The following is a 25,307-nucleotide window of genomic DNA, read 5'->3' as shown; positions in this document are numbered from 1 at the left end:
TACGATATTCAGATTTATAAATAGAATTAGAAAAGAAGGCAGGAGGTATTTATGAAGAAAAGGGTTGTAGCAATTTTATGTGCAGGCGCACTGCTGGCTGGCCTGGCAGGATGCGGTGGAAGCAGCAGTGAGGGAGAAACCGCGAAAGGCGGAGATTCTGAAGAGATGACCATCTCCATTATGTGGCAGCAGGAGGTGTCGGAACAATTCTGGGATCTTCCCCTTGAGAAGTTTCAGGAGGCCCATCCCGATGTGAAAGTGGAATTTGAAAGCAATGCCAAGGCCTCTGAAGTTATCCGGAACCTTTTAAATGTACAGGAGGCGCCGGACATCTTCTATAGCTGGATTAGTGATGTGGATTACTATGGTTTTGCAGAGGAAGGTCTTTTATATCCTGTGGATGACATCTTAGAGGAACAGAATGCAGAAGGAACGAAGACCCTGGGAGAAACTATTTTCTCTGCAGGCCTGGAAATGGGAAAAATCGAAGATTCCCACTATTTTCTGCCCACCAGTAAACTGATCGCAGGCAATTTTTACAGTGGAAAGCTGTTCCAGGAAAAGGGCTGGGAAGTTCCAAAGACCTGGGAAGAATATCTTGCACTTTGCGGACAGATAAAAGACGGCGGCGTAACACCCATGATTTATGCAGGGGTATATCCCTTTATGCTGGCGGACGCCTTCCTGGTGCCCATGATGTATAACCTGGATCCCCAGTCTCTGGAGGCGATTAATCAAAACGAACCGGGAGCCTGGAAACAGCCGGCGGTTCTGGAGGTAATTCAGCGGCTGGAAGAAATGCGGGACGCAGGCTATATTGATAAGAATTCTCTGGCTATGGATCACATTCAGTCTCAGATTGACTTTATCGGTAACAAAGACGCTTTCGTTCCGTCCGGAAGTTGGCTGGAAGGAGAGATGGAAGGCCAGTGGCCCCAGGATTTCCAGTTATCACCCATGTATGCACCCGGAGAAGACAGTGAAAAGACGTCTTCCACAGCAGTTGTGGAGTGTATGGTACTGCCGAAACAGGAAGATGATAAAAAACTGGAATACATTAAGGAACTGGTACAGTTGTTCTATTCAGAAGAAAATGCCGAATACGTTGCAGAAAACACCGGATTTATGCTGGCTTTGGAAGAACAGAGTGATGAAGTGATGAATGCTCTCCCTGAAAGCGCCCAGGCGATGTGGGAGATGGCAGATGATAATGTGACCATTCTTTCTGCCACATATAAAGTACGTTATAAAGAGGTATTAGAGGAATTAAATAACTGTATTAATGCCCTGATACAGGAAGAGATTAACGCCGAAGAATTTTGTGAACGAATGGATCAGACAGCACAGGAGATAGAAAGTGGAGAATAAGATTGTTCGGAAATTACAGAGAATCGCTTTTGAGAATTCTTCCGTCTGGGCAGTTGTAGGATTTGATGCGGTAAAAGATACAGTCGTCCGGCTGGTAAGAAAGAAGAACGATGATCGGAAGACCCGTTATTTTCATACAATCGAAGAATTCGGGAGATACTTAGTATCTAAGAAAAATATGAGCTGTTCTCTGGAAATGGAAATACAGGAAGAGAAAATCGGCGGAAATATGGCCATCTTTGCCAACAGTCTGGGAACTCTTGGAGTACAGATACACTGCGTTGGAAGTATGGGGTACCCTCAGAAAGATCCTCTTATGGAACAGATAAGTGAAAACTGCCGGATTCATACGGTCTGTGAAATGGGACAGTGTAACGCCATCGAATTTCATGACGGAAAGGTGATGCTCTCTTCCATGGACTCTTTAAAAGAACTGAACTGGGAGAACCTGACCAGGAGAATTTCTCAGAGTACGCTGCGGGAATATTTCCAGGACAGCAGGCTTGCCGCCATGCTGAACTGGAGCGAGCTGGAAGGCGCTACAGAGCTGTTCGGGAAGGTCTATGAAAACTGCATTGCAGGAGGAAAAGAAGACAGAGAGCAGAACTGGTTCCTGATGGATATTTCCGATGCATCCAGAAAAACTTCCGAAGAATTAAGGAGGATTCTGAAGCTGGAGGAGCAGATAACCAGATACCGGAAAACCATTCTCAGTGTAAATGAAAATGAGGGCCGGCTGATTTATAAGGCATTGTTTTTAAAGAACCCGGTACATATGGAGGAAATGGCGGAACGCATCGGACGGGCTCTGAAAATTGATTACTTTATTCTGCATCTGTGTGATTCTTCCTACGGGTACCAAAACGGCAGACTGGAATTTGAGACAGGGTATTATACGGCCGTTCCCAGGATTTCCACAGGAGGCGGAGACAATTTTAACGGCGGGCTTTGCTTTGGGCTTCTGCACGGCTTTTCTTTAAAGGAAAGCCTGAAGCTGGGAAATGCCGTTTCCGGATATTATGTAAGATACGGCAAAAGCCCGAATCTTTCCCGGTTGGCGGCCTTTCTTCAGGAGGAGCCCGGCAGAGTAAAAGAAGAAAAAGTTCTAAGGACAGAAAGTACAGGTGAGTAAAGTGACTGGAAAGAAAAAGAGCCTGATTATTCTATATTTAATACCGACCCTAATCATTTACGGAGTGTTCTGCGTTTATCCGTGTCTCAAATCCCTTTTTCTGAGCTTATGCAGCTGGAGCGGGTTCTCTGATGAGATTACCTTCGTGGGACTGGAAAACTTCCGCAGACTGGTAAAAGATCCCATTGTGTGGAAGGCGCTGGGAAACAATCTGTTCATCTTAGTCTTCTGCACTCTCTTTACCTTCACTCTGGCCCTTGCTTTTGCAGTCATGGTGACCAAAAGCAGGAGAAGATACCACAAGGGGCTTCGGATTATTTACTTTATTCCATATGTAATGTCCATTGCTGTGGTGGCTGTGTTATGGACCTTTATCTACAATCCGTCCTTTGGACTGGTAAACGGATTTTTAGAAAAAGTCGGCTTGTCCGCTCTGCAGCATGTCTGGCTGGGAGAGTCGGACGTGATTATGGGCGCCCTGGTTGTGCCTCTGGTCTGGATTAATGTGGGGTTTTATATGGTGATGTTTATTGCAGCCATTTTAAATATCTCAGAGGACTGCTACGAAGCGGCGGCTATTGACGGAGCCAATAAGCGGCAGCAGTTCTGGCATGTGACCATTCCGGGAATCTGGCAGGAAATCAGGACTTCTCTGGTGTTCTTCTGTGTGACCGCTTTTAATTATTCCTTTGAACTGGTGTACGTTATGACAAAAGGAGGACCTAACCGGGCCTCAGAGCTTCTGACCACCTATCTGTACGAGCATGCGTTTACTTACAGCGATTATGGGTATGCCTCCGCTATCGGCGTATTGCTGTTTGCAGTATTGTTCCTGATTATTTTTATCATTATGAAGGGTATGAAAGCGGGGTATCGAGATGAATAGAAAGAAAGTGAAAGCAGGAGGCGCGGTCAGAGATTTATTTTCAGGGCTTTATGGGCTTGCGATTTTATTCCCTGTATTCTGGGTTATTTATACTTCTTTTAAGACGAACGGGGAATTTGTGGCAAACCCATGGGCTCTGCCGAAAAAATGGCAGTTGGAAAACTATGTGAACGCATGGGTGAAAATCGACTTTCAGACGTATACTTTAAACAGTATTGTGATTACACTGATTTCCGTTTTTCTGGTGGTGATTCTCTCCAGTACAGTGGCTTATCTTCTGGTCAGAACACAGAAGAAATGGGGGGAGGCCCTTCTGATGCTGTTTATCGCAGGCCTGTACGTACCCACATCTTTGATTCTGCCATCGGAATTCACGGTGATGTATGATCTGCACCTTTGGAATACCCGAATCGGTCTGGTAATTTTATACGTGGTGTTCAGCCTGCCCTATTCCATTCTGATTATGAGCGGATTTTACAAAAGTATGCCCAAAGAACTGGAAGAAGCGGCAGCCATAGACGGATGTACGGCCCATAAGGCCTTTTGGAAGGTGATTTTCCCTCTGTCGAAAAACGGAGTTATCACCATTGTGATTTTTAATTTTGTCTGGATTTGGAACGATTACATTTTTGCACTGACCTTTTTACAGGATAAGGAACTGCAGACGCTGCCGGTGGGGATTATTGCATTAATGGAATCCTTTAAGTTAAAGGCAGACTGGGTAACCCTCTTTGCCGGGTTAAACATTGTCATGGTGCCGTCTGTACTCCTTTATATCTGTTTCCAGAAATATTTAACAAAGGGATTAACCACAGGTTCGGTGAAAGGATAGAAAATAGAAAGAGGAGGTAACCATGGAAAACACACAAATGTGGAAAGAAATCCACGATCAGCCCCAGGTGGCAAAAAGACTGCTGGAGGAATATCTGCCGAAGGCGAAGCTTTATCATCAGAAACTAACGGAGAAAAGACAACTGGTACTTACGGGAATGGGAGCTTCTCTTTATGCCTGCCAGATGGCGAAATATGCATTCTATCTTCACAGCGGGTTAAAGCCTCTGGTAACTCCGGCAGAAGATCTGCCGTATCTGCTTCCCTCCTTTGACCGGGAGACACTGGTGATTTTTGTATCCCAGTCCGGGGAAAGCATTGAGACAAAACTTTATGGAGAAAAGGTCAAAGAGACGGGAGCAGAACTGTGGGGAATCACCAATGAGCCGGACTCCTCTCTGGGAAGAAACGCTTCGGAGGTTCTTCCTCTGTACTGTGAACAGGAGGTAAGCTCCGCTACAAAAACCAACCTGGCTACCGTTCTTCTTCTGACAATCTTAGCCTTTGGATGGAAGGAAGAATATCAGCAGAAATTTTATGAAATACCAGAGAAACTGGAAAAGACACTGAAGCAGGCAGATACCGGTCTGGATCTTCTGGTCAATACCCTGCTGACAAAGGAAAACTTCTACATCCTGGGGGCGGGACTGCTGGGAGCAGCGGCAATCGAAGGAGCGCTGATGATGCAGGAGAAAACCTTTCTTCATACCATGGGATCAAGTATCGGAGACTTCCGCCATGGAACCTTGGAAGTGACGGAGAAGGGGCTGCCCGTGCTGTTTCTGGCTTCCGGCGGGAAACAGGCCCGGGAGACGCAGACACATATCCGGTTTCTGGAAAATATCGGCGCAGACATCTATCTGATTACAGACTGCGGCAAGTATTGTCATCCCTGTACGGAACACAGGATTCTTATTGAAGACGCGGGGGAAGAATGTTTTGCTCCCCTTTATTTCCTGGTTCCTCTTCAGCTTCTGGCGGAACAGACAGCGAGAAGGAAAGGACTGGAAGTAGACGGATTTCGCTATTTATCAAAAGTAGTAAAAGACTATGACGGGAGAAAGGAAGCATGAAGAACTGGGAAGGAATGTATCTGAGCCGGGAACAGGCCGAAAAGATAACAGAAGGCGCCGGGAAGGTGCTGGAAGAGATTGGGATTAAGGTAACTGACAAAAAGTCAGAAGAACATCTGGAACATTGTCCGGGAATCACCATGAAGGATCACAGGGCTTTCATAGAGCGGAAACTTTATGAAGAGTTTATGGAAAAGCAGAAGAAGATAAAAACGCCCAAAGATAAGCATGGAAACCGCCTTCACGGGGAAGCCAGTCTGTATACTTACCAGTACCGGGATGTACAGGATAGAAAGATCAAAGAATATACCATGGAAAGTCTGGGAGAATATGCCGCCTTTGTGGAGAAGGCCAGTAAGAGGTATCCTCTGAATCCGGTAATTCCCGGGTATCCCTGTGATGTGCCAAAAGAACTGTCTTCCCTGGCCAGATATAAAATCGCAGCAGAGAATTGTTCCCGCTGCTGGCCGCTGGCTCCGGATTCTTTAAAGGCAGCGGAATATCTCTTTGAGATGAGTCAGGTCATGGGACAACCCATGAAACATCTTCCTGTGTATATGATTAGTCCTTTAACCTACGGGGGCGATTCCCTGGAAATCGTACTGGAAAATAAGGAACGACTGGATTCTTTCTATACCTTTGCCATGCCGAACCTGGGTGTGACTACCCCGATGAATTTGTCTATGGGTTTTGCCGCTGCGCTGGCAGAAGTGGCGGGAGGCGCCGTCTTAACAGAAGCCCTCACCGGACTTTCCGGAGAAATACGGGCCAATCTGTTTCCCTTTGATTTCCGGGATTTTAATATCGCTTTCGGAAGTCCGGAAAAGTTTCTGATGGAGAGAATGGCCGCCGAGCTGGCTGCATACATTCATGAGGAAGAACCGGACTACTCCAGCACGAACATTCACACCTGGGGCAAGTCTGCAGACGGCAGAACCGGAATGGAAAAGGGAATGATGATTATGGCAGGAGCTCTGTACGGAGCGAAGCGTTTTTATTGCGTGGGAACTTTAAGTCTGGACGAACTGTTTGATCCCCTTTGTATGATTCAGGATTTGGAGGCTATTTCCTTCGCCCAGCAGATCTGCGACGGAACGGTAGCAGATTGCATGGAAAGTACGTTTCTGGAAGAAATGAGAGAAGGGATTCAGCGGGGATTTGTGGGAAGCGACCGAAGTCTGGACGATTACGGCGAGTATGTAAAATCCAGGGCCTTTTCCCCAAAGGAAACCCTGCAGAAATGGATGCAGACAGGAGAGAAAGGCGCAGAAGACATCTTAAAGGAAATCTGCCTGGACATCTTAAAGGAGCCCGGGGAGTATGAGTTAGAAAAAGAAAAACGCAGAGAACTGGATAAAATCTATCGGGCAGCAGTTGAGAGATAGAACCGGGAGTGCTAAGATAAAAGAAAGGGTGATGGGAAAAACATTTACGAAAGAAGAGGAATTAGCATGTATATTGCAGATTTACATATCCATTCCAGGTACTCCCGCGCAACCAGTAAAGACTGTACGCCGGAGTATCTGGATTTATGGGCGCGAAAAAAGGGCATTCATCTTGTGGGAAGCGGTGATTTTACCCATCCTCAGTGGAGGGAAGAGCTGAAAGAAAAGCTTGAACCTGCGGAGGATGGGCTTTATGTGTTAAAAGAAGAATACCGCATCCGGGATGCGTCCGTTACAGACAGTTTCCGGCCCCGGTTTGTAATTACTGGAGAAATCAGTTCCATTTATAAGAAAAACGGCCGGGTGAGAAAGGTTCACAGCCTTCTTCTCCTGCCCGGACTTGAAGAGGCACAGAAAGTTTCCGGGAAGTTAGAGAATGTGGGGAACATTCACTCAGACGGACGTCCCATTTTGGGACTGGACTGCCGGGATCTTCTGGAAATTATGCTGGATATAAGCCCGGAGGGGATCTATGTGCCGGCTCATATCTGGACGCCTCATTTCTCCATGTTCGGAGCCTTTTCCGGATTCGATTCGGCAGAAGAATGTTTCGAAGATTTAACCCCGTACATTCATGCAGTGGAAACGGGTCTGTCTTCCGATCCCCCTATGAACTGGAGAGTATCGGCCCTGGATAAGTTCCATCTGATTTCCAATTCCGATGCCCATTCTCCGGCGAAGCTGGGAAGAGAAGCCAATCTGCTGGATATAGAAATGTCTTATCAGGGGCTTTATGAGGCCATTCAGAAAGGAAAAGGACTTTACGGAACCATAGAGTTTTTCCCGGAAGAGGGGAAATATCATATGGACGGGCACAGAAAATGCAACCTGTGTCTGACGCCTTCCCAGACAGAGAAATATCAGGGAATCTGTCCTGTCTGCGGAAGGAAGATTACCATAGGGGTATCTCACCGGGTGGAGCAGCTTGCAGACAGAGAGGAAGGGTATGAGAAAAAAGATGCAAAAGCCTTTGAAAGTCTGGTGCCCCTTCCGGAAATTATCGGATCCGCTGTGGGACATGCCCCGTCCAGCAAGGCGGTGCAGAAGGAATACGAAGGGATGTTAAAGAAACTGGGCCCGGAATTTGAGATTCTAAGAACAATTCCCACGGAAGAAATTGCCTCTGTGGCAGGCCATCTGATCGGAGAGGGAATCCAGAGACTGCGGGAGGGAAAGGTGGAGAGAATTCCAGGCTTCGACGGGGAGTACGGAACCATTCGCTTTTTTGGATCCGGGGAATTAAATAACCTGGAAGGCCAGATGGATTTCTTCAGCCTGCTTGATACGCCCTCCCGGAGGGAAGAAAAGGCGAAGACCAGGGAACTGCCCGTTTCCTCCCCAAAGGCAACTCCGAAAGAAACAAAGGAAGAGAAAGAGATTTGCTTTAATGAAGAGCAGATGGAAGCAGTCCGTGCCCAGGAAAGAGGGATTGCCGTGATTGCCGGACCCGGCACAGGGAAGACCCAGACCTTGATTTCCCACCTTTGCTATTTGCTGGAAAACAGAAAGGTAAAGCCCTCCATGATTACAGCCGTTACCTTTACCAACCAGGCAGCCGGAGAGATCAGAGAACGACTGGAAAGAAAACTGGGGAAGAAACGTTCTCTTCGGACAATACAGGTGGGAACCTTCCATAAAATCTGTCTGGACTTTTTAAAAGCCCGGGGAAGGGAGTTTACCCTCCTGGATCAGGAAGAGGCAAAAGAAGCAGCCAGAGAAGTTCTGGCCGGATGGGAAGGGAACCTTACTCCTAAAGAGTTTCTGGAGCGGCGCGCCCGGACAGCCTGCGGAAAGGAGCCGGAAGCAGCGGAGGAAACCTGGGAAAAGGCTGTAAAAGCCTATGAACAGTATCTGAAGGAGAGAAATCTGCTGGACTTTGACGGGCTTTTACTGGAGACCCTGAAACTAACCCGCAGCCTTAAGGAAAGGGACGACTGGAGACAGCCGTTTACTTACCTGCTGGTGGATGAATTTCAGGATGTAAATCCTGTTCAATATGAACTGATAAAAGAATGGAATAAAGTCGGCAGAGAAATATTTGCAATCGGAGACCCGGATCAGGCCATTTATGGTTTTCGGGGTTCTGATGCTGAATGTTTCCGGAAACTTGCCCGGGATTTTCCGGATATGCACCGGATTCGGCTAAAGGAGAATTACCGTTGTTCGCCCCGGATTTTAAGAGCGGGCGCTGAAGTGATTTCTCAAAACCCGGGTGGGGAACGCCTTTTGCATGGGAATCGGGAAGAGGGGGAACCGGTAAGAATGGTGCACACGGCAGATGAGTTTGCCGCCGCCGTCTTTACAGCAAAGGAAATCAACCGGCTGGTGGGCGGAATGGGAATGCTGGAAGCCCAGGAGAGAGCCTGGAAGTTTCAGGACAGAAAGGTGCGGGGATTCGGAGAAATCGCCGTTCTCTACCGGACCCACCGTCAGGCAGACTTGCTGGAGCGATGTCTGAAGCAGGAGGGGATTCCCTATGTGGTTGCAGGAAGGGATGACTTTCTGCAGGATGAGAAGGTCAGAGGAAGCATCTGCTTCTTCCGTTATCTGGAAGAGCCGGAAAATTCTTATGCAAAAGAACAGGCAGCCAGACTGCTGTGGAATCTGGAGGAAGATTCTATGGCGGAACAGGTTTTACAGACAGCCAGGGAGCAGTTTCTGAGTCCATGGCAAAAGAAGAAGCCCCAGAAGTTTATGGAGCTGTGGATGGAGACCATGGAGCTTCAGGAGCAGGAAGCAGTCCGTCAGTTAAAAGAGACGGCCGTCTTCTATAAGACGATGAAGGAATTTCTAAACAGCCTGGTTCTGGGAACGGAAAGTGATTTGAAGCGGTGTCCGAAAAAGGAATATGCGGCCGATGCGGTAACTCTGACGACTCTTCACGGAGCCAAAGGGAAAGAGTTTCCGGTGGTTGTCATTTACGGTGCAGAGAAAGGGAAAATTCCCCTGGAGAGAAAAAGGGAGGAGATCGATGTTGAGGAAGAGCGACGGCTTCTCTATGTGGGAATGACCAGAGCCAAGGAGGAACTGATTCTGACAGGAGCCAAAGAGGAATCCCCGTTTTTGGCAGGGCTGTCAGAAGAAATTCTGCACCGGGAAAAGGCCGGAAGGAAAAAGCCGGAAGAATATGGACATCAGATGAGTTTGTTTGAATAATCCGCCTATATGCTGACCCGCAGGGAGCAGGAGACAAATCCCGATATTCTCTTATTTCAGAAGCATATCTTAGAATGGATGAGTGGAATTAAAGAAGGAAAGATCGTGCGATAAGGGATTGCCATAGAAATAGAGATATGGTATGATGAACTGCAGAGAAAGAGGTGAAAGCATGATTATAAATCTATTTTTTGAAAACAGGTAAATAAATCAGGAACCAGTACGAACGTATTGGGGAATTGCCGCGTTATCAAAGGATAGATTTAGATTCATGGGGTTTCTTTATAATTTGGAGAACGGAGGTTTTCCAGATCCTTTTTTATATGGAAAGATACCCGCTCAGACAGGAATTCAGGGAATCGCCGGATAACGGGCGGTTCCTTTTTTTATGAAGGAGTGATGCAGATGTCACAAATCCGTGTGGCGGGGCTGACCTTTTGTTATGAGGGAAGCTGGGAAAATGTGTTTGAGGATGTATCTTTTCATGTGGATACCAGTTGGAAACTGGGATTTATCGGAAGAAACGGCAAAGGGAAAACTACGTTTCTGAAACTTCTCAAAGGAGAGTACGAATATAAGGGAGTGATTGACGCACCCTGTGAATTTCAGTATTTTCCCTATGAAGTGCCGGAAGAAAAAAAGAAAGAAATGACTCTGGAAGTGGTGGAAAGCCTGAAACCGGATGTGGAATTATGGAAGATCTGCCGGGAGTTGGAGCTGCTGAAGGTGAATGGGGAAATTTTGTATCAGCCTTTTGAGACGCTGAGTTACGGAGAACAGACGAAGGTTATGCTGGCGGCTCTTTTCTCCGGGGAAAATGCCTTCCTTTTGATTGATGAGCCTACCAATCACCTGGACAGTCAGGCAAGGGAGATCGTCTGCAGCTATTTAGGCAGAAAGAAAGGATTTATCCTGGTTTCCCATGACCGGAATTTTCTGGACGCCTGTGTGGATCACATATTAAGTCTGGAAAGAAACCAGATTCAGGTGGAAAAGGGGAACTTCAGCACCTGGTGGGAGAATAAGCAAAGAAGAGATCATTTTGAACTGACACAAAATGAAAAACATAAGGGAGAGATTAAAAGGCTTCAGGAAGCGGCCAGACGGACTTCCGGCTGGGCGGACGCCTCGGAGAGCAGAAAGATTGGCTATATACCAGAGAAAGATACCAACCGCAATATCGGGACCAGAGCCTATCTGGGAGAAAAGTCCAGGAAGATGCAGCAGAGAAGGAAAAACCTGAAGCGGCGGCAGGAGAAGATGATTGAGGAAAAATCCAGTCTGTTAAAGAACCTGGAAACTCCCGTTTCTTTAAAGCTGATGCCCCTTGCGCATCCAAGAGAAGTTTATATCCGGGCAAAGGATTTATCCCTTTTTTACGGAGAGAAAGAGGTGATCCGAGATTTTCAGATGGAGCTTAGAAAGGGAGAACGGGTTTTCCTGCAGGGAAAGAACGGATGTGGAAAATCCACCTTGTTAAAGGCTGTCCTGGGCAGAGAGAATGTGTCTCATACGGGAATTCTGGAGATTCCCGGCGGGTTAAAAATTTCTTATATGAGTCAGGATACTTCCTGGTTACAGGGGCCTCTGGAGGACTTCCTGAGAGAAAGGGAGATGGAGGAAAGTCTGTTTAAAGCCCTGCTGAGACAGCTCGATTTTGACAGAGCGCAATTTTTAAGGCCTATGGAGACGTATTCTCAGGGGCAGAAAAAGAAGGTTTTAATTGCGGCGAGTCTGATTCAGCCGGCCCATTTATATCTGTGGGATGAACCTTTTAATTATATTGACGTTTTTTCCAGGATGCAGATTGAGAACCTGATTCTGGAATATAAACCTACCATGCTGATTGTGGAACACGATCGGGTTTTTGCAGAAAAATGCGGGACAAAAGTGATTTCGTTTTAAAAAATAAGTCAAAAAGGAGCGGATAGTATGCGGTTAGAAAACACACAGAAAACGTTAAAAGAACTGGGAATTGAATATCATTACTGGGAGGAGGATAACTGCGGAAGTATAGATTTCCTGCACAGAGGATTAAGTTATCATATCTGGGAATTCTCAGACGGGGATACGCCCTGCGGAGTAGAAACGAATCTGTTTCATACGGGAAAGAGTCAGGACATTGAAGGGGATTATGAAGACATTCTGGTGAAAGAACTTAAGAAAAACTTCCGATGATGCATATTTTCAGAGAGGAGAGACAGTGACAGTGGAAGAGAAAAAGCTGCAGGAGATTCTGCAGGAAATTGCGGGCAGAACAGAAGAAAGCTATCCGTGTACCCCGACTCCCGGGATACAGTTTGCCCCGGATGGGAGAATTTCAGAGGTTATCAGCAAAGCAGGGCAGATACGGATAAAAAAGAGGGGGCAAAGTCAGTGGGAGATCTGGGCGCCCACCCTTTATCAGAGCTGCATGAATCCGGAACAGTTTTGTATCTATTGTCTGATGATTAAGGATATGGGCAATGGGAAACTGGGACTGAAAACCCGGTATAAAGAGGAGACGGTGGATCTGAGAGCGTGTGAGACAGAAGTTTCTCCATGGATTCCCCAAATTCATAAATCAGACTGTCTCCATTGTACAAATTGTGGAAAATGCAGTTGGTAACAAGAGAAGAATTCAGGAAAAAAGAAAGTTGACTGTCCAACTAAATAACGTTATAATAGAGAAAAGAAAGTTGCGTACCCAACTTTCTTTTCTTTATGCGGAAGTAAGATTGTGAAAGGAGGGAAATAATGAGCCCCCAAAAAGTTACGGTTGCAAAATTTATTTCTATTTTACAGCGCAATACAAAACGCTATTTTGATACGGCTCTGGAAGAGGATCCCATCGGGAGCGGCCAGCATTTTTTTCTGCTTCGTATTTATGAAAATGAGGGAATTACCATGTATGACCTGGCCAGACAGGGAAACTTTGATAAAGGAACCGTGACCAAGGCGGTGCAGAAGATGGCAGAGCTTGGGTATATCCGGATGGAAACCGATACCCGGGATCGGCGGATCCGTCATTTATATGTAACGGAAGAGGCCATGCCCTTTATCCGGAAAATATACCGTCTGAGAAATGACTGGCAGGAAAAGCTGTTTGCAGGATTCTCTCCGGAAGAGGCCGAAAGGTGTTACCGGCAACTGGAGCGGATGGCAGAAAATTCCTGTGAAGCTTTGAAATAACTTACAAGGAGGAAAGAAAATGGAGGAAACAAAACAGATGACAACTGGCAGAATGGAAAACCCTCTGGGAACGGAACCCATAGGGAAACTTTTACTGACTTTTTCAGTACCGGCGATAATTTCCTGTCTTATTAATTCCATTTATAACATTGTAGACCAGATTTTTATCGGTCAGGGAGTGGGATACCTTGGAAATGCGGCAACCACGGTGGCCTTTCCCATTATGACCATTTTACTGGCTTTTGGAACATTAATCGGTTCCGGAAGCAGCGCCTATGCGGCTATCCGTCTGGGTGAGAAAAAGGAAGAAGAGGCGGAGAAGACGTTAAATCAGGCTTTTCTTTTTACAATTATTGTAGGAATCCTTTTAATGGCGGCAGGTCTTTTGTTTTTAAAGCCTTTGCTGCGGCTGTTCGGGGCGACGGACACGGTGATGCCCTATGCCATTGATTATACGTCCATCATTCTGATCGGAACCCCCTTTAATCTGATTAGTATTGTACTTTCCAATCTGGCCAGAACGGACGGGCATCCCCGGCTTTCCATGTACGGAATGTTAATCGGCGCAGGATTAAATACGATTTTAGACCCGGTTTATATCTTTGTTTTCCACTGGGGTGTGAAAGGAGCTGCTATTGCCACTATCACATCTCAGATTATTTCAGCGATTGTTCTGACGGTATACTTTCTGCGGCCCTCTAAGAAACCTCAGCATATGCGGATTCAGAGAAGGCAAATGGGATTGAAAGGCAAGCTGATCCTGGATTTTCTGGCTCTGGGGATTTCTTCCGGGATTACCCAGTCCGTGGCCTGTATTATGCAGGTGGTAATGAATAATTCCCTGGTATACTATGGAAATCAAAGCGATATAGGAGGCGATGCGGCCTTAAGCGCTATGGGAATCGTGATGAAGATTGCCATGATCATGGCTTCTGTGGGAATCGGCGTAGGAATCGGAGCCCAGCCGATTCTGGGATACAACCGGGGCGCCTTAAAATTCCACCGGATAAAAAGAACCTATCTGATGGCTGTAGGCGCCGCCACCCTTTTGATTCTTCTGGGATGGATAGTCTGTCAGACCTGGCCGGAAGCAATTATCGGGATTTTCGGAGAAGAGAGCGCCCAGTTTACAGACTTTGCAGTGAAATGTCTGAGGATCTACCTGTTCAGTATTTTCTGTGCAGGCTTTCAGATTGTCTCTACCAATTATTTTCAGGCCACCGGACAGCCCCTTAAAGCGTCCATACTTTCCATGCTGAGACAGCTTTTGCTGCTGATTCCGCTGATTTTGATTCTGCCTCTTTTCATGGGACTGAGAGGAATCCTCTATTCTGCGCCCATTGCTGACGCCACATCAGCTTTGATTGTAGCCTTTTTCATTGTGCCGGAAATGCGGAAACTGAACCGGAAAATCCGGGAAACCGATAGATGATTGAGGGTTGTATTGGAAGAAAAAGAATGCTATTCTTTTGAGAGAAGATTGGAAACTGGAGGATGAAAATATGAAAGTAGCAATTTTAGGCGCAGGTAATATAGCGAGAAGTATGGCGGAAGCCATTAACGGGCTGGATGATTCTGTGGAAGCATACGCAGTGGCGGCAAGAGATCTGGAAAGGGCAGAAGCTTTTGCCAAAAAATGGGGCTTTCAGAAAGCCTATGGTTCTTATGAAGAAATGGCAGCAGATCCTCAGGTGGATCTGGTTTATATTGCCACACCCCATTCCCATCATTATGCCCATGCCAAGATGTGTATCGAACATGGAAAAGCGGTTTTATGTGAAAAAGCGTTTACCATGAATGCAGCACAGGCGAAAGATCTGATTGCTTTTGCAGAGGAGAAGAAGGTACTGCTTACAGAGGCCATCTGGACACGTTATATGCCGAGCAGAAAGATGATTGACGATGTGGTGGCAAGCGGAGTGATCGGAAAGATAACCTCTTTAAGCGCAAATCTGGGTTACGTGATGGCCGATAAGGAACGGATGAAACGGCCGGAGCTGGCCGGAGGAGCCCTTCTGGATCTGTCAGTTTATCCTATTAATTTTGCTTCTATGGTATTTGGTGATAAGATTGAGAGAATCGAGGCTTCCTGTACAAAGATTGAGACCGGAGTAGACGCTCAGGACAGTATCACTATTTACTTCCAGGATGGGAAAGTTGCTTTCTTATATACCACGATGGTAGCGCAGACGGATCGTCTGGGAGTTATCAATGGAGATAAAGGGTATATTGAAGTTCAGAATATTAATAACTGTGAAGAAATCAGAGTCTTTAATCTGGACAGAAAGATGACGGCGATCTATCAGGTTCCCAAACAGATCAATGGTTATGAGTATGAAGTGCTGGCCTGCCGGGAAGCGCTGGAAAAAGGCGAAATTGAATGCCCGCAGATGCCTCATGCAGAAACCATCCGGATTATGGAAATTCTGGATGAGATCCGGGGAAAGTTCCAGATTCAGTTCCCCGGGGAAGAATAAGGAATACCCTGGCGCAGTAAATCTCTTGCTTTTTTATATTCTGGGAAATAGTATCCGACTGTTTCCCAGAATTTTTTTGGATGGCCGGGGATTTTCAGGTGAACCAGTTCATGGACAATCACATATTCCAGACAGAGGGTGGGGTAAGCAGCTAACTGAAGGTTCAGGCGGATACGGCCGGAAGAAGGAGTGCAGCTTCCCCACCTCGTTTTCATATCCCTCAGTTTCCACTGGGTGGCATGCAGTCCGGTGGCAGACTCCCACTTGGGAATAAGAACCGATAATTTCTCTGTAAGAATCCGCTGATAATTCTCCATTTTCCTCCGGTAGTCCTTTGGAGACTCCGAAGGGGAAGGGGAGGTCATACGGGTATTTCTCTGCTTTAAGATCCATTCCAGTTTCTCTTCCACAAACTGTTCAATTCTTTTTTTACTGACTCTCAAAGGGGCTGAGACAGATACACTTCCGTCTGCCCGGACGCGAAGGTACAGATGCTTAATCGATTTTCGTTCTACTTTTACGGGGATTCCCCGGATCTGGATTTCATAAATTCGTTCCATAGGATACACCATTCTTTCTGTTTTGTAGTTACCCGGATACGCTTTTTCGTAAATGGCTGGTAAAAAGAGCAGGAAAAAGCGCATAATCCCAGCGAAGGAAAAAGGGGATTGGGGGTGATTCCGTAAATGGGATCGCCTAAAAGGGGATGGCCAGTACAGGCCATGTGAACCCGGATTTGATGAGTTCTTCCTGTCTTCAGCCGACAGGTCAGCAGGGAATATGGAAAGCCTTTTTCTGAAGTGAAGTATTCTTTTTGCACCTGATAACTGGTAACGGCAGGCTTTCCCTTTTCTGAGATCTCCATTTGGTTAAGGCAGTCTTCTCTGGGGGCGATGGGGGCAGTGATTTCTCCTGCTTTTGCTTCGAAAGTTCCCTTTGCGAGAGCCAGATAAGTTTTTTCCATCTGCCGGTTCTGAAGCTGGGAACTAAGAGCGGCCGCGCTGGCCCGGTGCCTGGCAATCATCACGATTCCGGCAGTATCCTTATCCAAACGGCCCACAGGATGGAGGGTACTTCCATCTGCAGACAAATTATGACGTAAGAAATCCAAAAGGGTATCCCCGTAGTGTCCCCGGGATGGATGAACGGGAAGGCCTGCAGGTTTATCGGCCACGAGGAGATCTTCATCTTCGTACAGTACCACCGGAGAGAAAGCTGTCCGGGAAACAGAAGGAATTCGGGTCTTATCCCCGGATTTTCGATCCAGCAGATGGATAGTGAGCCAATCGTCGGTGTGGAGCCGGCATGTGGTTCTGACCTTTTGGCCATTTAAGCGGATTCCGTCTTCCATGAATTTCAGGCTGCTAATCTGGCGCCGGGTAAAATTCAGATGGCGCCTCAGAAAATCTTCAATGGTTCGCTGGTTCCAGACTGCCTCGATTTGAAATTTCCAGAGTCTGTCCATTTGCCCCTCCTTTCTTCCAAAAGTTCAAGGTATATATGGGAGTAATTTAGCACACACAAAAAAGGCTGTCAATAAAATACCGCCCGGTCAGTTTCAGCGACCGGACGGTAAAAAAATGATTCTATTTTGCTGCATGGGAAGTTTTAAAAATAGTACTCTGATACCGGCTTAAAGCAGCAGCGATCAGTAATCCCAGTACGCCACAGGAGATGACTTCGCCGATTCCCACTGTAAGCATCAGGAAAGGAATGGGGAGTGCTACACCGTAGGCGTAACGCAGTACCAAAGGTACGATTAGAATATTTGCCAGAATCGGAGGCACAGGAGCCAGGATGCGCTTCTGGTTTCTGAGTTTGTAAGTGAAAAATGCGCCGATTAAGGTAGCGATACTTCCAAAGATAATATCCGGAAGAATGGCGCCTCCGGCGAAGTTGCCAATAAGACATCCGACGAATAAGCCGGGAATGGCTGCCGGTGTAAATACAGGCAGAATCGTCAGCGCTTCAGAAATACGAATCTGAACCTCGCCGAAACTGAATGGGGCAAACACAAGTGTGAGCACCACATAGATTGCTGCAATCATAGCAGCCTGTGTCATGAACAGTACGTTTTGTTTTTTCATTTTAATTACTCCTTTAGTTTTGTTTTACGAGTGGAAGGTCTCGAACACTCGATTCATTTAACGCCGGGAATCGGCGGCAAGCCCGATAGACCTTGGTTTTGATGGGCTTTGCAACGTGGGACAGTATAGCATAAAGAGAGATGACAGTCAAGGGAACGCCAAAATCATGCCAAAATGATATTAGAGCAAATTTTATCCCCCTTTTCCGGCGGTGTGTCGGGTGAGGGGGATTTTATTATTTATTACCTAGAAATTCTTTGAACTCGTTAATTATCTGATCTGATGGATGATTGTCGTATAAATCGGCATAGTATTTTTTCTTTTGAATTGCGCTTTCTTGCCAGGAGCCAAAGGCGGCTTACCCTCCTACTTTCGGAGGGGCTAACCCTCCAGACTGAAGAGGAAAGGAGGGCGTTGCCAATGTATGTTACATACGCTGATTTAATTCAGCTTTTAATATTCATTGTTGCCCTTGTCGGTCTTGTTTACGAGATTTTCAAGGATAGACGAAAATAGCCGCCACTATTCGCAGTAGTGACGGCCAGACTGTAAAAAGTTTAACTTAACTATTTGAGGGTAGGCCGCTTCTCTGGCTTTCCCTCTTTTCTATTCTCAATATAGCACATCTGGCAGCAGGATTCAAGGTTTTTGTGGTTTTTGATAGCGTAAAGTTACTGTGGGAAAATTAAAGACAGACTATACCTAAGATGTGGTTCAGATTTGGTTTCCGTCAATGTAAAGGTATTTCAGGGCTTTCTTTGGGGACGGCGATCCCTCACCGCCTCTTCCGTAATGCATACCTGTTCTCCACCTTTGCAGTAGCTGGTCTGCACGGCCTCTTCCAGTAGCTTTGCTTCTGCGTCTTCCGTCATTCTTTTGTCTATTTAGTTTTCCTACAGTAACTTTACACTAGCTTATCAAGGAATCTGCTTGAATCCTGCTTCCAGATGTGCTATATTGAGAATAGAAAAGAGGGAAAGCCAGAGAAGCGGCCTACCCCGAATAATTTACAGCATTACATCTTTATGATGTCAGCCGTCAACTATTCCCAGTAGTTGGCGGCTATCTCTTTCCCTTGAAAATCTGATAACACAGACCGACAAGGGAAACAATAAATATACAAAACTGAATTAAATCAGAATATGTAACATTCATTGGCAGCCCTCCTTTCTTTCGTCTGGAGGGTTAGCCCCTCCGAATATCAGAGGGTAAGCCGCCCGGCTCTATGGTTTCCCTGTCCATATATTACCATGCCGCCGCTGTTTCTTCAATCTCAAATCTGTAACTTCATAATAGCCTTATTAAAGCGTTATCCTGGATGGGAATCAGATGTACGAACTGGAGAGTCTTGTTTGTACATTCAGGCCAACTTCGTCCTTTATCCGGGAATGTGAGGCTTGTTTAAGAATCAGGATTCTGCTTTTATCAGACGTTTTTTACTGATTTCCAGATATTCTTCCACGTTATCAAATCCGATAAAACGCCGTCCAAGACGCAGGGCGACTGCCCCGGTGGTGCCGGATCCGCAGAAGGGATCCAGAATCAGCATATTTTCATCGGTGGAAGCCAGAAGGATTCGTTCCAGCAGGTATTCCGGTTTCTGCGTGGGATGTTTTCCCTCTGTTTTCTCAGAAGGTTTTGTCAGGCTACCGGTCCATACATCTTTCATCTGTTTCCCCTGGTTCATTTCCTTCATTAAGTCATAGTGAAACAGATGTTTGGATTTTTTATCATTTTTCTGCGCCCAGAGAATGGTTTCTGTGGAATGGGTGAAACAGCGGCAGGCAAGATTAGGCGGCGGGTTGGTCTTCTGCCAGGTAATGTTATTTATAATTTTAAATCCTTCCTGTTCCAGGGCCATGCCGATGGAATAAATGTTATGAAGAGTACCGGAGATCCAGATGGAACCATTGCCAGTCAGGACTTTCCGGCAGCGGCGGATCCACCGGCGGTTAAATTCATGTTTCTGCCGCCAGTTGGCTCCCTGATCCCAGGAGGCCTTGTTTACGGAAACCATCTTTCCTCCCTGACAGGTGATGCCGTCGTTGCTTAAGAAATAAGGCGGATCCGCAAAAATCATATCAATACTTTCCGGCAGTGTCCGGGATAACAGATGAAAACAATCGCCCAGATATAATTGCGCCCGGGAACTCTGATAGTAAGGGCGGGTTCTTACCCGGACAATCTTATCGGTAAATTCACTCATAATTGGTTATAATAATTTCTTCTCCTTTTCGGTTGCTGGCATCAGAGTTGATATAGCGCTTAACAGAAACCACATCTTTATGAAATCCTTCATAGAGCTGGTTGATGAAATCGGTATTGTGGTTTGTCAGCATACAGTAACAGCCCTTTTCAGTAAGCCGGCGAAATAAAGCTGCCAGCCGTCTGTGACTTTCCACATCAAATCCTTCTTTGGTATAGGACTCGAAAGAAGAAGGGTTTAAAGGGGCGTAGGGGCTGTCAAAGAAAATGAAATCACCCGGTTCTGCCAGACTGCAGGCAGTCTGAAAATCACCCTGCAGGATCTCTATGGTTTTTAAATATTCAGCGATGCGGTACAGATTTTCTTCTTCAAAGGATTTGGAAAGACTATTATTATAGGGAACATTAAAAAGACCTTTGCCATTTACCCGATAAAGACCGTTAAAACAATGTTTATTAATAAAGATAAATAACGCGGCCATTTCCACATCATATTCATCACGCATCAGTTTGTCGTTATAGTTCTGCCTCTGTGTATAATAATAAGATTTTCCGCCTTCTGCAATCGCCTCATCAAGGGCAGATAAAGACGTAATCACCTGGTCTGTCGAGGATTTAATCTGCCGGTAGGCATTGATCAAAGATTTATTGATGTCGTTGATTACAGCGTCAGGGGCAAGCAGCTCAAACAGCAGCGCTCCTCCGCCTACAAAAGGTTCAAAATAACGGTGAAACGTCTTCGGAAGCCGTTCTCGTATGTGTCCGAGGAGCTGCCGTTTCCCTCCGGCCCATTTTACAAAAGGCGTAATCGGATGTTTTTCCATAGTATAATTCCTCCATCATAGGATTTTATTATATAGGAAAAAAAACAAAATATCCAGAAAAACATTGCTGCCTGAGGGAGAAATCAACTGTCTTTATGTCAGGAGGAATCCCCTTGAATTTGTCCCGAATATTTTCGGAAAACACAAATATTGATTGAAAAAATACCGCTGATATAGTAAAATAAAGGCGTATTTTTTATAAAAACAAAAACGTCCAGGGAAAGGAAGGAATAAGAGAGAATGAAAACCTCACATAAAAATAAGATTGTTGTGATTGGGGCAGGAAATGTAGGAGAAGCCATTGCGTACACCTTAATGGTACGTAAACAGGCTAACGACATTGTATTAGTAGACGTAAATGAAGACAGAGCGAAAGGAGCCGCGCTGGATATTGCACACGGAACCAGCTTTTTCAAACAGGTATGGGTTCGTCAGGGCGGTTATGAAGAATGCGCAGATGCGCAGCTGATTATTATCACTGCCGGAATTGCCAGAAAACCGGGACAGACCCGTCTGGATCTGGCGAAAACAAATGTATCTATTGTTCGCAGCATTACCGAAAACATTATGGAATATGCGGTGAATCCTCTGATTTTAGTAGTTTCTAATCCGGCCGATATTACAACCATGGCAATCTGGGAGACTTCCGGACTTCCCGCAAACAAAGTTATCGGAAGCGGAACATCTTTGGATACAGCAAGATTCCGCTATATTCTGAGTTCTAAACTTCATGTAAATATTGAAGACGTAAATGCATACATTCTGGGAGAACACGGAGACAGCCAGGTGCCAATCTGGAGTTCCGCCAATATCGGAGGTTTTTCTCTGGATGAATATGCACTTCAGGTAGGAGTAGCCCTGGACAGAGAAGCAATTGCGCAGCATACCAAGAATGCCGGAGCGGAAGTTATCGGACTGAAGGGCGCTACTTTCTATGGTATTGCCATGGCAGTATCAAACATTGTAGAAGCAATTATGAAGGATGACGGAGCGCTGCTTCCGGTTTCCCATGTATTAGACGGAAGCTTTGGCGACTGGGCCGGCGTAGCGGTATCCACTGTCTGCCGTGTAGGCTGGGGCGGTATTGAGCAGACTCTGAGAATTTCCATGGACGAAGGAGAAAGAGCTTCTATGGATTCTTCTGTTAAAATGTTAAAAGAATTCTGGGAACAGGTAAAAGCATAAGTTAAGATTGTTTTTAAATTCATAATAAGGAGACGATATAAATGGATAAAAAGGAATTTGCACTGGAACAGCATGAAAAGTGGGCAGGTAAAATCGAGGTAGTTACCCGCGCGAACATCGACACACCGGAAGATTTGTCTGTTGCGTATACACCCGGAGTAGCAGAACCCTGCCTGAAAATTTCAGAAGACGTTGATCTTTCCTATAAATATACCCGTCGTCACAACATGGTTGCAGTTGTCACAGACGGTACGGCAGTACTGGGCTTAGGAGACATCGGACCGGAAGCGGGTATGCCGGTAATGGAAGGAAAATGTGCTCTGTTTAAGACCTTTGCAGACGTAGATGCATTTCCTTTATGTGTCAGAACGAAAGATGTAGATGAAATTGTGAAGACAGTCAGCCTGATTGCAGGAAGCTTTGGCGGGGTAAACCTGGAAGACATTTCAGCCCCCAGATGTTTTGAGATTGAAAGAAAACTGAAAGAATGCTGTGATATTCCGATTTTCCATGATGATCAGCACGGAACAGCCGTAGTTGTTTGTGCAGCTTTAATTAATGCTTTAAAACTGACAGGAAAGAAAATTGAGGACGTTAAAGTTGTAACTTCCGGTGCAGGTGCAGCCGGTATTGCAATTATCAAACTGTTAATCAGCCTGGGACTGAAAAATGTAATTATGTGTGACCGGACAGGCGCTATCTATGAAGGCAGAGAAGGACTCAATGCAGAAAAAGAAGAGATGGCTAAGATTACCAACAGGGATAAACTGAAAGGAAGCATTAAGGACATGTTTGTGGGAGCCGATGTATTTATCGGTGTATCTGCTCCCGGAACAGTAACCCAGGAAATGGTTAAATCTATGGCAAAAGATCCTATCTTATTCCCGATGGCAAATCCAGTTCCGGAGATTATGCCGGATGAAGCGAAAGCAGCCGGAGCAGCCGTTGTAGGAACCGGTAGAAGCGACTTTGCAAATCAGATCAATAATGTACTGGCTTTCCCGGGAATTTTCCGCGGAGCTCTGGATGTACGTGCCAAAGACATTAATGATGAAATGAAAGTGGCCGCTGCATATGCGATTGCAGGACTGATTGAAGAAAAGGACCTTAAACCGGAATATATCATCCCGGATCCGTTTGACAAGAGAGTTGTAGAAGAAGTTGCCAAAGCAGTTGCAGAGGCAGCAAGAAAGACAGGCGTTGCAAGAATTTAGGAATCCTGAAAATTGTAGGGACTGCAAATAAACAGGGAGTGCCGCATCTTAATATTTAAGTACTTTGCTTATTTATTAGGATGCGGCGTTCATACGTTTACAGAGAAAAGAAAGGATAAAGAATATGACAGGTACCTGCTTAGAACAAGTGAGAAAGAAAAGCCCCCTGATTCATAACATTACCAATTACGTAACAGTCAACGATGTGGCTAATATCATACTGGCCTGCGGGGCAAGTCCCATTATGGCAGATGAGAAAGAGGAGGTGGAGGAAATTACTGCTCTTTGCCAGGGGCTGAATATCAACATCGGAACCTTAAACCAGAGAACCATAGGGGCCATGATACTGGCCGGAAAGAAGGCGAATCAACTGGGAAATCCGGTGGTTTTTGATCCGGTGGGCGCCGGAGCCAGTACCCTGAGAACCCAGACAGCGTTAAAGTTAATGGAAGAGATAAAGTTTACGGCTATCCGGGGAAACATGTCAGAAATCAAGACCCTGGCTTATGGAAGCGGAAAAACCAAAGGTGTAGACGCGGATCAGGCAGATTCTGTAACCGAAGAAAATCTGGAAACTTCCATTGAATTTGTTAAAGAATTTGCCGGAAGTACGGGGTGCATCCTTGCTGTTACAGGAGCCATTGATTTAGTCAGTGATGCCGAACGGTGCTATGTAATACGAAACGGGAAACCGCAGATGGGAAAAATCACCGGGACAGGGTGCCAGTTGTCAGGAATGCTGGCGGCCTTTCTGGCAGCGAACCGGGATCATCCCCTGCAGGCGGCAGCAGAGGCAGTATGCGCCATGGGGGCAGCCGGGGAACTGGGATGGAAAGCCCTGCAGCCCTCGGAGGGGAATGCAACCTATCGGAACAGAATCATTGATGCAGTCAGTCAGATGGACGGACAACTTCTCAAGGAGGAAGCAAAGTATGAAATTCGATAAAGAACAACTGAAGTTATATGCAGTTACGGACAGAAGCTGGTTGGAAGGAGAAAGCCTTTGCAGCCAGGTGGAAAAGGCTTTAAAAGGCGGCGCCACCATGATCCAGATTCGGGAAAAAGAAATGGACGAAGAGGGATTCTACCAGGAGGCTCTTCAGATTCAGAAGCTCTGCAGGGAGTATCAGGTACCTCTGATTATTAACGACAACGTAAAACTGGCAGCCAGACTGCAGGCTGACGGAGTGCATGTAGGGCAGGATGATATGGATGTAAAAGAAGTACGCAGAGAGCTGGGAGACCAGGCAATCATAGGAGTTTCCGCCCATACTTGTCAGCAGGCTCTTCTGGCCCAGGAGGGCGGCGCTGATTATCTGGGGGTAGGGGCAGTTTTCCCCACAGGAACCAAGTCAGACGCCACCGATGTGGGACTGGAGGGACTGGCTCATATCTGCGGACAAGTGGCTATTCCGGTGGTGGCCATCGGAGGAATCCATAAAAACAATATAAAGAAACTAAAAGGCAGCAAGGCAGCCGGAATTGCAGTAGTAAGCGCCATTTTTGCCCAGAAAGATGTGGAACAGGCGGCCAGAGAACTTCGGAAAGAAGTAGAACGAATGCTGGAGGAAGGCACAGAACAGTGAGAGGAATAATTTTTGATGTGGACGGAACCCTGTTGGATTCCATGGGATTCTGGGGAGAGCTAGGCGCCTGGTATCTGAAAACAAAAGGAATCCGGCCGGAGGAAAATCTGGGGAAAAAGCTGTTTCCCATGACAACTGAGGAAGGAGTCCGCTACCTGAAGGCACATTATCCGTTAGAAGGAGAAACAGAGGAAATTGTGGAAGAAATTCAGGAGATGATAGTTAAGTACTACTCCGAGGAAGTAAAATTAAAAGACGGTGTAAAAGAAGTTCTTAAAAAACTTCATGAGAAGAAGATTCCCATGACCATTGCCACATCTTCAGAGCGTGACTTTATAGAAAAGGCTCTGGAGAGACTGGGCGTCTTAAAGTATTTTCAGAAAATTTTCACCTGCACGGAAATAGGGAAAGGGAAAGATGCACCGGATATTTTTCTGGAGGCAGCCCGCCAGATGGATGTGCCGGCAAAAGATACCTGGGTAGCGGAGGATGGCCTGTATGCAGCGAAGACAGCCAGACAGGCCGGATTTCATGTGGCAGGAATCTTCGATGCCTGCAGCAAAGAGGAAGAAGAGGAGCTCAGAAAGGTTTCGGATCTGTATCTGTATACATGGAAAGAGTTTCCGGAAGAGTTTTTGGAAAAGGAGCAGAAGAAGGGATGAAGAAG

At 46.2% G+C, this 25,307-nt stretch carries 25 protein-coding genes; 18 read left to right on the top strand and 7 right to left on the bottom strand.

Annotation, left to right across the window (positions count from 1 at the left end; all coding sequences use genetic code 11):
• Positions 1 to 51 precede the first annotated feature (51 nt).
• The 13 genes from B5F53_RS05870 (at position 52) to B5F53_RS05810 (ending at position 15,539) form a co-directional block, all read left to right on the top strand.
• Positions 52 to 1,368, top strand: a complete 1,317-nt coding sequence (locus B5F53_RS05870; RefSeq protein ID WP_087221224.1) for an extracellular solute-binding protein — start codon at positions 52 to 54, stop codon at positions 1,366 to 1,368.
• Positions 1,358 to 2,500 carry a carbohydrate kinase family protein gene (locus B5F53_RS05865; protein WP_087221221.1) on the top strand — a complete coding sequence of 381 codons (1,143 nt, stop codon included), beginning with the start codon at positions 1,358 to 1,360 and terminating at the stop codon, positions 2,498 to 2,500. The genes B5F53_RS05870 and B5F53_RS05865 overlap by 11 nt, the downstream gene beginning before the upstream one ends.
• A complete protein-coding gene (locus B5F53_RS05860; protein ID WP_140398208.1) occupies positions 2,493 to 3,386 on the top strand; it encodes a carbohydrate ABC transporter permease in 894 nt (297 codons plus the stop codon). Before B5F53_RS05865 ends, B5F53_RS05860 begins: the two co-directional genes overlap by 8 nt.
• Positions 3,379 to 4,218 carry a carbohydrate ABC transporter permease gene (locus B5F53_RS05855; protein ID WP_087221215.1) on the top strand — a complete coding sequence of 280 codons (840 nt, stop codon included), beginning with the start codon at positions 3,379 to 3,381 and terminating at the stop codon, positions 4,216 to 4,218. The genes B5F53_RS05860 and B5F53_RS05855 overlap by 8 nt, the downstream gene beginning before the upstream one ends.
• 22 nt (positions 4,219 to 4,240) lie before the next feature.
• Positions 4,241 to 5,290, top strand: a complete 1,050-nt coding sequence (locus tag B5F53_RS05850) for an SIS domain-containing protein (RefSeq protein WP_087221212.1) — start codon at positions 4,241 to 4,243, stop codon at positions 5,288 to 5,290.
• Entirely contained in the window at positions 5,287 to 6,675 is a 1,389-nt protein-coding gene (locus B5F53_RS05845) for a trimethylamine methyltransferase family protein (protein WP_087221207.1), read from the top strand. Before B5F53_RS05850 ends, B5F53_RS05845 begins: the two co-directional genes overlap by 4 nt.
• A gap of 66 nt (positions 6,676 to 6,741) precedes the next feature.
• The gene (locus tag B5F53_RS05840; protein WP_087221204.1) at positions 6,742 to 9,891 is read left to right on the top strand and encodes a UvrD-helicase domain-containing protein; all 3,150 of its coding nucleotides are present in this window, start codon (positions 6,742 to 6,744) and stop codon (positions 9,889 to 9,891) included.
• Positions 9,892 to 10,296: 405 nt separating this feature from the next.
• Complete coding sequence (gene abc-f, locus B5F53_RS05835) at positions 10,297 to 11,796, top strand: ribosomal protection-like ABC-F family protein (RefSeq protein WP_087221201.1); 1,500 nt, start codon at positions 10,297 to 10,299, stop codon at positions 11,794 to 11,796.
• Between the two features lie 27 nt (positions 11,797 to 11,823).
• A complete protein-coding gene (locus tag B5F53_RS05830; protein WP_087221198.1) occupies positions 11,824 to 12,069 on the top strand; it encodes a hypothetical protein in 246 nt (81 codons plus the stop codon).
• 31 nt (positions 12,070 to 12,100) lie between these two features.
• Positions 12,101 to 12,499 (top strand): hypothetical protein, encoded by a 399-nt coding sequence (locus B5F53_RS05825; RefSeq protein WP_140398207.1) that lies wholly within the window; start codon positions 12,101 to 12,103, stop codon positions 12,497 to 12,499.
• A 128-nt stretch (positions 12,500 to 12,627) separates the two neighbouring features.
• On the top strand, positions 12,628 to 13,062 hold the full coding sequence (locus B5F53_RS05820) for a MarR family winged helix-turn-helix transcriptional regulator (RefSeq protein WP_087221192.1): 435 nt from the start codon (positions 12,628 to 12,630) through the stop codon (positions 13,060 to 13,062).
• Between the two features lie 19 nt (positions 13,063 to 13,081).
• Positions 13,082 to 14,494, top strand: a complete 1,413-nt coding sequence (locus B5F53_RS05815) for an MATE family efflux transporter (protein ID WP_087221189.1) — start codon at positions 13,082 to 13,084, stop codon at positions 14,492 to 14,494.
• 70 nt (positions 14,495 to 14,564) lie between these two features.
• Positions 14,565 to 15,539 (top strand): Gfo/Idh/MocA family protein, encoded by a 975-nt coding sequence (locus B5F53_RS05810; RefSeq protein WP_087221186.1) that lies wholly within the window; start codon positions 14,565 to 14,567, stop codon positions 15,537 to 15,539.
• Here the strand turns inward: B5F53_RS05810 and B5F53_RS05805 are convergent.
• From B5F53_RS05805 to B5F53_RS05785, 7 genes are all read right to left on the bottom strand, one after another.
• Positions 15,518 to 16,099, bottom strand: a complete 582-nt coding sequence (locus tag B5F53_RS05805) for a M48 family metallopeptidase (protein WP_162610534.1) — start codon at positions 16,097 to 16,099, stop codon at positions 15,518 to 15,520. The two genes, B5F53_RS05810 and B5F53_RS05805, sit on opposite strands and share 22 nt — an antisense overlap.
• Positions 16,057 to 17,004 (bottom strand): RluA family pseudouridine synthase, encoded by a 948-nt coding sequence (locus B5F53_RS05800; RefSeq protein ID WP_087221180.1) that lies wholly within the window; start codon positions 17,002 to 17,004, stop codon positions 16,057 to 16,059. The genes B5F53_RS05805 and B5F53_RS05800 overlap by 43 nt, the downstream gene beginning before the upstream one ends.
• Before the next feature lie 121 nt (positions 17,005 to 17,125).
• The gene (locus tag B5F53_RS05795; protein ID WP_087221176.1) at positions 17,126 to 17,626 is read right to left on the bottom strand and encodes a QueT transporter family protein; all 501 of its coding nucleotides are present in this window, start codon (positions 17,624 to 17,626) and stop codon (positions 17,126 to 17,128) included.
• A 746-nt stretch (positions 17,627 to 18,372) separates the two neighbouring features.
• Complete coding sequence (locus tag B5F53_RS20535) at positions 18,373 to 18,498, bottom strand: hypothetical protein (protein ID WP_275532192.1); 126 nt, start codon at positions 18,496 to 18,498, stop codon at positions 18,373 to 18,375.
• A 190-nt stretch (positions 18,499 to 18,688) separates the two neighbouring features.
• Positions 18,689 to 18,781 (bottom strand): putative holin-like toxin, encoded by a 93-nt coding sequence (locus B5F53_RS20685; RefSeq protein WP_330396165.1) that lies wholly within the window; start codon positions 18,779 to 18,781, stop codon positions 18,689 to 18,691.
• 253 nt (positions 18,782 to 19,034) lie between these two features.
• Positions 19,035 to 19,832 (bottom strand): DNA-methyltransferase, encoded by a 798-nt coding sequence (locus B5F53_RS05790; RefSeq protein ID WP_087221172.1) that lies wholly within the window; start codon positions 19,830 to 19,832, stop codon positions 19,035 to 19,037.
• Positions 19,825 to 20,655: a DNA adenine methylase gene (locus B5F53_RS05785; protein WP_087221168.1), complete on the bottom strand. Its 831-nt coding sequence runs from the start codon at positions 20,653 to 20,655 to the stop codon at positions 19,825 to 19,827. Before B5F53_RS05785 ends, B5F53_RS05790 begins: the two co-directional genes overlap by 8 nt.
• 240 nt (positions 20,656 to 20,895) lie before the next feature.
• On the opposite strand from B5F53_RS05785, the gene B5F53_RS05780 reads away from it, so the two are divergent.
• From B5F53_RS05780 to B5F53_RS05760, 5 genes are all read left to right on the top strand, one after another.
• Entirely contained in the window at positions 20,896 to 21,840 is a 945-nt protein-coding gene (locus B5F53_RS05780; protein WP_087221164.1) for an L-lactate dehydrogenase, read from the top strand.
• 41 nt (positions 21,841 to 21,881) lie between these two features.
• Positions 21,882 to 23,054, top strand: coding sequence for an NAD(P)-dependent malic enzyme (locus tag B5F53_RS05775; protein WP_087221161.1), 1,173 nt, complete (start codon positions 21,882 to 21,884; stop codon positions 23,052 to 23,054).
• Positions 23,055 to 23,178: 124 nt separating this feature from the next.
• The gene (thiM, locus tag B5F53_RS05770) at positions 23,179 to 24,000 is read left to right on the top strand and encodes a hydroxyethylthiazole kinase (RefSeq protein WP_087221158.1); all 822 of its coding nucleotides are present in this window, start codon (positions 23,179 to 23,181) and stop codon (positions 23,998 to 24,000) included.
• The gene (gene thiE, locus B5F53_RS05765) at positions 23,987 to 24,640 is read left to right on the top strand and encodes a thiamine phosphate synthase (protein WP_087221155.1); all 654 of its coding nucleotides are present in this window, start codon (positions 23,987 to 23,989) and stop codon (positions 24,638 to 24,640) included. The genes thiM and thiE overlap by 14 nt, the downstream gene beginning before the upstream one ends.
• Positions 24,637 to 25,302, top strand: a complete 666-nt coding sequence (locus tag B5F53_RS05760; RefSeq protein WP_242970254.1) for an HAD family hydrolase — start codon at positions 24,637 to 24,639, stop codon at positions 25,300 to 25,302. Before thiE ends, B5F53_RS05760 begins: the two co-directional genes overlap by 4 nt.
• The last annotated feature ends 5 nt before the right edge of the window (positions 25,303 to 25,307 follow it).

The organism is Blautia sp. An249 (genome assembly GCF_002159835.1).
GTDB classification, from domain to species: Bacteria; Bacillota; Clostridia; order Lachnospirales; family Lachnospiraceae; genus Blautia_A; species Blautia_A avistercoris.
The sequence above is the reverse complement of the archived record's forward strand: the minus strand, read 5'-3'. Positions and strand labels throughout refer to the sequence as shown.

Excerpts from the sequence above, each read along its gene's own strand:
- B5F53_RS05870 (WP_087221224.1), top strand. The coding sequence starts at position 52 with ATGAAGAAAAGGGTTGTAGCAATTTTATGTGCAGGCGCACTGCTGGCT.
- B5F53_RS05855 (WP_087221215.1), top strand. The coding sequence starts at position 3,379 with ATGAATAGAAAGAAAGTGAAAGCAGGAGGCGCGGTCAGAGATTTATTT.
- B5F53_RS05850 (WP_087221212.1), top strand. The coding sequence starts at position 4,241 with ATGGAAAACACACAAATGTGGAAAGAAATCCACGATCAGCCCCAGGTG.
- B5F53_RS05845 (WP_087221207.1), top strand. The coding sequence starts at position 5,287 with ATGAAGAACTGGGAAGGAATGTATCTGAGCCGGGAACAGGCCGAAAAG.
- B5F53_RS05840 (WP_087221204.1), top strand. The coding sequence starts at position 6,742 with ATGTATATTGCAGATTTACATATCCATTCCAGGTACTCCCGCGCAACC.
- abc-f (WP_087221201.1), top strand. The coding sequence starts at position 10,297 with ATGTCACAAATCCGTGTGGCGGGGCTGACCTTTTGTTATGAGGGAAGC.
- B5F53_RS05830 (WP_087221198.1), top strand. The coding sequence starts at position 11,824 with ATGCGGTTAGAAAACACACAGAAAACGTTAAAAGAACTGGGAATTGAA.
- B5F53_RS05820 (WP_087221192.1), top strand. The coding sequence starts at position 12,628 with ATGAGCCCCCAAAAAGTTACGGTTGCAAAATTTATTTCTATTTTACAG.
- B5F53_RS05815 (WP_087221189.1), top strand. The coding sequence starts at position 13,082 with ATGGAGGAAACAAAACAGATGACAACTGGCAGAATGGAAAACCCTCTG.
- B5F53_RS05810 (WP_087221186.1), top strand. The coding sequence starts at position 14,565 with ATGAAAGTAGCAATTTTAGGCGCAGGTAATATAGCGAGAAGTATGGCG.
- B5F53_RS05805 (WP_162610534.1), bottom strand. The coding sequence starts at position 16,099 with ATGGAACGAATTTATGAAATCCAGATCCGGGGAATCCCCGTAAAAGTA.
- B5F53_RS05800 (WP_087221180.1), bottom strand. The coding sequence starts at position 17,004 with ATGGACAGACTCTGGAAATTTCAAATCGAGGCAGTCTGGAACCAGCGA.
- B5F53_RS05795 (WP_087221176.1), bottom strand. The coding sequence starts at position 17,626 with ATGAAAAAACAAAACGTACTGTTCATGACACAGGCTGCTATGATTGCA.
- B5F53_RS20535 (WP_275532192.1), bottom strand. The coding sequence starts at position 18,498 with ATGACGGAAGACGCAGAAGCAAAGCTACTGGAAGAGGCCGTGCAGACC.
- B5F53_RS20685 (WP_330396165.1), bottom strand. The coding sequence starts at position 18,781 with ATGAATGTTACATATTCTGATTTAATTCAGTTTTGTATATTTATTGTT.
- B5F53_RS05790 (WP_087221172.1), bottom strand. The coding sequence starts at position 19,832 with ATGAGTGAATTTACCGATAAGATTGTCCGGGTAAGAACCCGCCCTTAC.
- B5F53_RS05785 (WP_087221168.1), bottom strand. The coding sequence starts at position 20,655 with ATGGAAAAACATCCGATTACGCCTTTTGTAAAATGGGCCGGAGGGAAA.
- B5F53_RS05780 (WP_087221164.1), top strand. The coding sequence starts at position 20,896 with ATGAAAACCTCACATAAAAATAAGATTGTTGTGATTGGGGCAGGAAAT.
- B5F53_RS05775 (WP_087221161.1), top strand. The coding sequence starts at position 21,882 with ATGGATAAAAAGGAATTTGCACTGGAACAGCATGAAAAGTGGGCAGGT.
- thiM (WP_087221158.1), top strand. The coding sequence starts at position 23,179 with ATGACAGGTACCTGCTTAGAACAAGTGAGAAAGAAAAGCCCCCTGATT.
- thiE (WP_087221155.1), top strand. The coding sequence starts at position 23,987 with ATGAAATTCGATAAAGAACAACTGAAGTTATATGCAGTTACGGACAGA.